The 5,800-nt window shown below is 60.7% G+C and carries 6 protein-coding genes; 5 read left to right on the top strand and 1 reads right to left on the bottom strand.

The window, feature by feature from the left end:
• Nucleotides 1-1,014 (top strand): 3-deoxy-7-phosphoheptulonate synthase (locus B3V69_RS18595; protein WP_296448643.1); only part of this gene is annotated, 1,014 nt, incomplete at its 5' end.
• A 57-nt stretch (nucleotides 1,015-1,071) separates the two neighbouring features.
• Here the strand turns inward: B3V69_RS18595 and mpl are convergent.
• Nucleotides 1,072-2,556, bottom strand: coding sequence for a UDP-N-acetylmuramate:L-alanyl-gamma-D-glutamyl-meso-diaminopimelate ligase (gene mpl, locus B3V69_RS18600; RefSeq protein WP_296448644.1), 1,485 nt, complete (start codon nucleotides 2,554-2,556; stop codon nucleotides 1,072-1,074).
• Between the two features lie 55 nt (nucleotides 2,557-2,611).
• On the opposite strand from mpl, the gene B3V69_RS18605 reads away from it, so the two are divergent.
• The 4 genes from B3V69_RS18605 (at nucleotide 2,612) to accC (ending at nucleotide 5,748) form a co-directional block, all read left to right on the top strand.
• Nucleotides 2,612-3,205 (top strand): hypothetical protein, encoded by a 594-nt coding sequence (locus B3V69_RS18605; RefSeq protein WP_296448646.1) that lies wholly within the window; start codon nucleotides 2,612-2,614, stop codon nucleotides 3,203-3,205.
• On the top strand, nucleotides 3,202-3,768 hold the full coding sequence (locus B3V69_RS18610; RefSeq protein ID WP_296448648.1) for a TlpA disulfide reductase family protein: 567 nt from the start codon (nucleotides 3,202-3,204) through the stop codon (nucleotides 3,766-3,768). The genes B3V69_RS18605 and B3V69_RS18610 overlap by 4 nt, the downstream gene beginning before the upstream one ends.
• Before the next feature lie 169 nt (nucleotides 3,769-3,937).
• Nucleotides 3,938-4,381, top strand: a complete 444-nt coding sequence (gene accB, locus B3V69_RS18615; RefSeq protein ID WP_296448650.1) for an acetyl-CoA carboxylase biotin carboxyl carrier protein — start codon at nucleotides 3,938-3,940, stop codon at nucleotides 4,379-4,381.
• A gap of 17 nt (nucleotides 4,382-4,398) precedes the next feature.
• Nucleotides 4,399-5,748 (top strand): acetyl-CoA carboxylase biotin carboxylase subunit, encoded by a 1,350-nt coding sequence (gene accC, locus B3V69_RS18620; protein WP_296448652.1) that lies wholly within the window; start codon nucleotides 4,399-4,401, stop codon nucleotides 5,746-5,748.
• Nucleotides 5,749-5,800 lie beyond the last annotated feature (52 nt).

Genomic DNA, 5,800 nt, shown 5'->3' on the forward strand with positions numbered 1-5,800 from the left:
GAGCATTTAATCCGTTTCTTTCCGATTCAGGGCACCGCCGTGGAGACGCTGATCAGCGCCACCCGCCGCCGCATCCACGACATCATGGCGGGCAAGGACGACCGCCTGCTGGTCGTGATCGGCCCGTGCTCCATCCATGACCCGGCCGCCGCGCTGGACTATGCCCGCCATCTCAAGGCGCAGCGCGAGAAGTACGCCGACACGCTGGAGATCGTGATGCGTGTGTATTTCGAGAAACCCCGCACCACCGTCGGCTGGAAAGGCCTGATCAACGACCCCTACCTCGATGAAACCTTCCGCATCGACGAGGGTCTGCGCATTGCGCGCCAGTTGCTGGTTGAAATCAACCGCCTGGGCCTGCCCGCCGGCAGCGAATTCCTGGACGTGATTTCTCCCCAGTACCTTGGCGACTTGATCTCCTGGGGCGCCATTGGGGCGCGGACCACCGAGAGTCAGGTGCACCGCGAACTCGCGTCGGGTCTGTCGGCGCCGATTGGCTTCAAGAACGGCACGGACGGCAATATCAAAATCGCCACCGATGCCATTCAGGCCGCCGCCGGCGGGCATCACTTTTTATCGGTCCACAAGAATGGCCAGGTGGCGATTGTGCAAACCCATGGCAACAAAGACTGCCACGTCATCCTGCGTGGCGGCAAGACGCCGAACTATGACGCCGCCAGTGTGGCCGCCGCCTGTAAAGACCTGGAAAAGGCCAAACTGCCCGCCACCTTGATGGTGGACTGCAGCCACGCCAACAGCAGCAAGCAGTTCGAGAAGCAGTTGGACGTGGCGCGCGACGTCGCGGCTCAAATTGCCGGTGGCTCCACCAGTGTGTTCGGTGTGATGGTGGAAAGCCACTTGCATGCCGGTGCGCAGAAGTTCACCCCGGGCAAAGACGACGCGGCCCAGCTGGAATATGGCAAGAGCATCACCGACGCTTGCCTGGGCTGGGATGATTCCCTCAAATCGCTGGAAGTGCTGTCGCAGGCGGTGAAGGCGCGCCGGGCCCGCTAAAGGGCCGGGGCTATGCGTGTTTTAAGCCTCTAGCCCCCGTATCTATTGCGTAGGTAGCTATTTATTTTGTAGCGCCTGCAGCAGTTTGAGGTGGACGCCGCCAAAGCCGCCGTTGCTCATGCACAGGATGTGATCGCCAGCGCGTGCCTGGGCCACCACCTGCGCCACCAGCTCATCAATGGTGTCGGCCACTTGCGCCTTGTCGCCCATGCCGGCCAGCGCGTCGCGGGCGTCCCAGTCGAGCCCGCCGCCATGGCAAAACGCCAGATCGGCGTCTTCCAGGCTCCAGGGCAGCTGGGCTTTCATGACGCCCAGCTTCATGGTGTTGCTGCGCGGCTCGAACACCGCCAGAATGCGCGCACCCGGCCCCACTTTGCGGCGCAGACCGTCGACCGTGGTCCGGATGGCGGTGGGGTGGTGGGCAAAGTCGTCGTACACCGTGATGCTGCCGCCCGTCCGCGCCATGGTGCCGCGTACTTCCATGCGCCGCTTCACGTTTTCAAAGCGGCCCAAGGCGCTGGCGGCGACTTCGGGGGACACCCCCACGTGCTGGGCGGCGGCAATGGCCGCCAGTGCGTTGAGCTGGTTGTGCACGCCGGTCAGGGCCCACTTCACGTGGCCCACTGGCTGGCCCTGGTACAGCACGTCAAACTCATGCGGTTCGCCTGCGGCCGTGAAGTCGCTCACCGCCGCGCCAAAGCTGCGCACTTCACTCCAGCAGCCCATGTGAAGCACCCGCGCCAGGCTTTCCTCCAGTCCATTGACGACGATGCGGCCGGAGCCATGCGGGCCGGTGCCCGGCACGGTGCGCACCAGGTGATGAAACTGGCGCTCGATGGCAGCCAGATCGTCAAAGATGTCGGCGTGGTCGAACTCGAGGTTGTTGAGCACGGCCGTGCGCGGGCGATAGTGCACAAACTTGCCGCGCTTGTCGAAAAATGCGGTGTCGTATTCGTCGGCTTCAATAACGAAGATGGCCCCCACGCTTGCCACTTCGTGTGCTGCGCTGCCCCCCGAGGGGTCTGAACTTGCTTGGGGCGGCCCGGCGCTGCGTTCGGCCTTGTATCGCCCCAACCGCGCTGAAACGTCAAAATTCATGGGTACGCCGCCGACCAGAAAACCGGGCTGCAGGCCGGCATATTCCAGTATCCAGGCGATCATGGCGGTGGTGGTGGTTTTGCCGTGGGTGCCGGCGACGGCAATGACGTGCCTGCCCTGCAACACATGTTCTGCCAGCCACTGGGGGCCGCTGGTGTAGGGCAGTCCGGCGTCCAGAATGGCTTCCATCAGCGGGAATTTCGGTGTGCCATCGGCCCGGTGGGCGCGACTCACCACATTGCCCACCACAAACATGTCGGGCTGGAGTGCCAGCTGGTCGGCGCCAAAGCCTTCCATCAGTTCAATACCGAGGGCACGCAACTGGTCGCTCATGGGTGGATAAACGCCGCTGTCGCAACCGGTCACTTTATGGCCCGCTTCGCGCGCCAAGGCGGCCAGGCCTCCCATGAAAGTTCCGCAAATACCCAGAATATGAATGTGCATGACTGGATTTTAGGCTGGCGTCTCAGGTGAAGAAATGCGTGCAGAATCACGTCCTATGGAGTCCTTGAAATCAGAAATCTGCGCCGTCGCCGCACGCATGGTGGTAGAGGAGGGGCTCGAATATGGCCCGGCCAAGCGCCGCGCGGTCAAGCAACTGGGCCTGCCGGCGCGCACCGCCTTGCCCGCCAATGACGAGATCGAGGACGCCGTGCTGGACTACATCGCGCTGTTCTGCGCTGATACGCAACCGGGCGAGCTGTTGGCTTTGCGCCGGCTGGCCTTGGTCTGGATGGAGCGCATGACCGCGTTTTGGCCCCACTTGGGCGGGGCCGTCTGGCACGGCACCGCCACGCGGCTGTCCGACATCTACCTTCAGTTGTTTTGCGATGACAGCAAGTCGGCTGAAATATCGCTGATTGACCACCAGGTGGCCTATGTGCCGCGCACGGTCACCGGCTTTCATGGTGAATCGGTCGAGGCGCTCAGCGTGCACGCCGTTTGTCCGGAGTTGAATGAAGAGGTCGGCGTTCATTTGCTGATCTACGACCGCGACGACGTGCGTGGCGCGCTCAAGCCTGACGCGAAAGGGCGCACGCCGCGCGGGGATTTGGCGGCGGTCCGGCGTTTGTTGCATGATCCGCAGACATGACTGAATTAAGCCCTTCCCCTGAACGTGCAGAGCAGACTGCGCACAGCCGCCGGCGCTGGCTGCTGGGTGCCGTGGCCGGTGCGGCTGCACTGGGTGGTGTCGGCCTGGCCTGGCGGACTTACCAGCCGCAAACCATGTCGCCGGGCGCTGAATCCGGGCTCTGGCAGCTGGCGTTCGCGACACCTGATGGCAGCACGCTCTCGATGAGCGCCTTGCGGGGCAAGCCGGTGCTATTGAACTTCTGGGCCACCTGGTGCCCACCGTGCGTGGAAGAACTTCCACTATTGAGCAGTTTTTATCAGGAAAATTCAGCCAAAGGCTGGCAAGTTCTTGGTTTGGCGGTGGACCAGCTGGCGCCCGTCAAACGCTTTCTGGCCAACGCGCCTGTAACCTTTCCAGTGGCGCTGGCCGGTTTGCCCGGAGTAGAGCTCAGCCGATCGCTCGGGAATTTAAGTGGCGGTTTGCCGTTCACGGTGGTGCTCGGATCGGATGGCTTGGTGGCACATCGTAAAATGGGCAAAGTTACGCCGGACAATTTACGAGCTTGGACTTTGTTGAAATAGGGCCACCTTGCCGTAATTGCGTGCTCTTCGGGGCTCTGTAGCGGCAATGAACATCATGGTGACTATTGAAGTGCCTACTGATGTTCTGTAAAATAAAAGAAGATGACTGGATTTTGTTGGAATTTAAGGTAAATTCGCCGGTCATTACTTGAAATTCGTTGGAGACCTCATGGACCTAAGAAAATTGAAGACATTGATTGACCTTGTGTCCGAATCAAATGTCTCGGAGTTGGAAATCACGGAAGCAGAAGGCAAGGTTCGCATCGTCAAAGGTGGCGGTGCCATGGTTCAGCAGTACGCGCCAGTCGCCATGATGGCGCCGGCAGTTGCGTCGGTCCAGGGCGCGGCGCCTGTTGCTGCGCCGGTGCCAGTGGACCTCGGTCACACGGTCAAATCGCCCATGGTCGGAACTTTCTATCGTTCGGCGTCCCCTGGTGCCAAGGCTTTTGTTGAAATCGGGGATTCAATCAAGGTCGGCGAGACCGTGTGCATCATTGAGGCCATGAAGATTCTCAATGAAATCGAAGCAGACAAATCGGGAATCGTGAAGCAGATTCTCTGTGAGAACGGACAGGCCGTTGAATACGGACAAGCTTTGTTCGTGATTGAGTGACGCCAACAGCAACGCCTATGTTCAAGAAAATCCTGGTTGCCAATCGGGGCGAAATCGCCCTCAGAATTCAACGCGCCTGTCGCGAACTCGGTATCAAGGCCGTCATGGTCTATTCCGAGGCCGATCGTGAGGCCAAATACGTCAAGCTGGCGGAGGAGGCGGTGTGCATCGGGCCGGCCCAGTCGGCGCTGAGTTATCTGAACATGCCCGCCATCATTTCGGCGGCTGAAGTGACGGACTCCGAGGCGATTCACCCCGGCTATGGTTTTTTGAGCGAAAACGCCGATTTTGCCGAGCGAGTGGAAAAAAGCGGCTTTCAGTTCATTGGCCCCACGCCCGAGTCGATTCGTATCATGGGCGACAAGGTGTCCGCCAAACAGGCGATGATCAAGGCCGGCGTGCCCTGTGTGCCCGGCTCGGAAGGCGAGCTGCCCGACGATCCGGTGCAAATTCGCCGCATCGCCAAAGCGGTGGGTTATCCCGTCATCATCAAGGCGGCGGGCGGTGGTGGCGGACGCGGCATGCGCGTGGTGCACACCGAGGCCGCGCTGATCAATGCCGTGGCCATGACCAAGGCCGAAGCTGGCGCCGCGTTCGGCAACCCGGCGGTGTACATGGAGAAGTATCTCCAGAACCCCCGGCATATCGAAATCCAGATTCTGGCCGACAAGCACAAAAATGTGGTTTACCTTGGTGAACGCGATTGCTCGATGCAGCGGCGTCACCAGAAAATCCTTGAAGAAGCGCCCGCGCCAGGCATCGCCCGCAAGCTGATTGAGCGGGTGGGCGAGCGCTGTGTGGCCGCTTGCAAAAAGATCGGTTATCGGGGCGCCGGGACTTTCGAGTTTCTCTATGAAGATGGCGAGTTCTATTTCATCGAGATGAATACCCGCGTGCAGGTGGAGCACCCCGTCACGGAAATGATCACCGGGGTTGACATTGTCAAGACCCAGATCATGGTGGCGGCCGGTGAACGCCTGCCTTTTACGCAGCGCCAGATAGAAATTCGCGGTCACGCCATTGAATGTCGCGTCAACGCGGAAGACCCCTACAAATTCATTCCCTCACCAGGGCGCGTCACCATGTGGCACGCGCCGGGCGGACCGGGTGTGCGGGTGGATTCCCACGTCTACACCAATTACTTCGTTCCCCCGAACTACGATTCGATGATTGGCAAGATCATCGTGCACGGTGACACGCGCGAGCAGGCTTTGGCCCGCATGCGCACGGCCCTCGGTGAAACCGTGGTGGAAGGCATCAACACCAATATCGCCCTGCACCGGGAGTTGATGGTGGATGCGAAGTTCATGGCCGGCGGCACCAACATCCATTACCTCGAAGAGTGGCTCGGCCAGCACAAGCGCTGAACTGAAACCTTGCGCGACAGATCGCAGTGTTGCTGCGCGAACCCGCTCTGTC

The organism is Rhodoferax sp. UBA5149 (genome assembly GCF_002413825.1).
Classification (GTDB): Bacteria; Pseudomonadota; Gammaproteobacteria; order Burkholderiales; family Burkholderiaceae_C; genus Rhodoferax.

What these genes read in the sequence shown, in the direction of transcription:
- B3V69_RS18605 (WP_296448646.1), top strand. Translation starts at nt 2,612, where the DNA reads ATGGAGTCCTTGAAATCAGAAATCTGCGCCGTCGCCGCACGCATGGTG.
- accB (WP_296448650.1), top strand. Translation starts at nt 3,938, where the DNA reads ATGGACCTAAGAAAATTGAAGACATTGATTGACCTTGTGTCCGAATCA.
- mpl (WP_296448644.1), bottom strand. Translation starts at nt 2,556, where the DNA reads ATGCACATTCATATTCTGGGTATTTGCGGAACTTTCATGGGAGGCCTG.
- accC (WP_296448652.1), top strand. Translation starts at nt 4,399, where the DNA reads ATGTTCAAGAAAATCCTGGTTGCCAATCGGGGCGAAATCGCCCTCAGA.
- B3V69_RS18610 (WP_296448648.1), top strand. Translation starts at nt 3,202, where the DNA reads ATGACTGAATTAAGCCCTTCCCCTGAACGTGCAGAGCAGACTGCGCAC.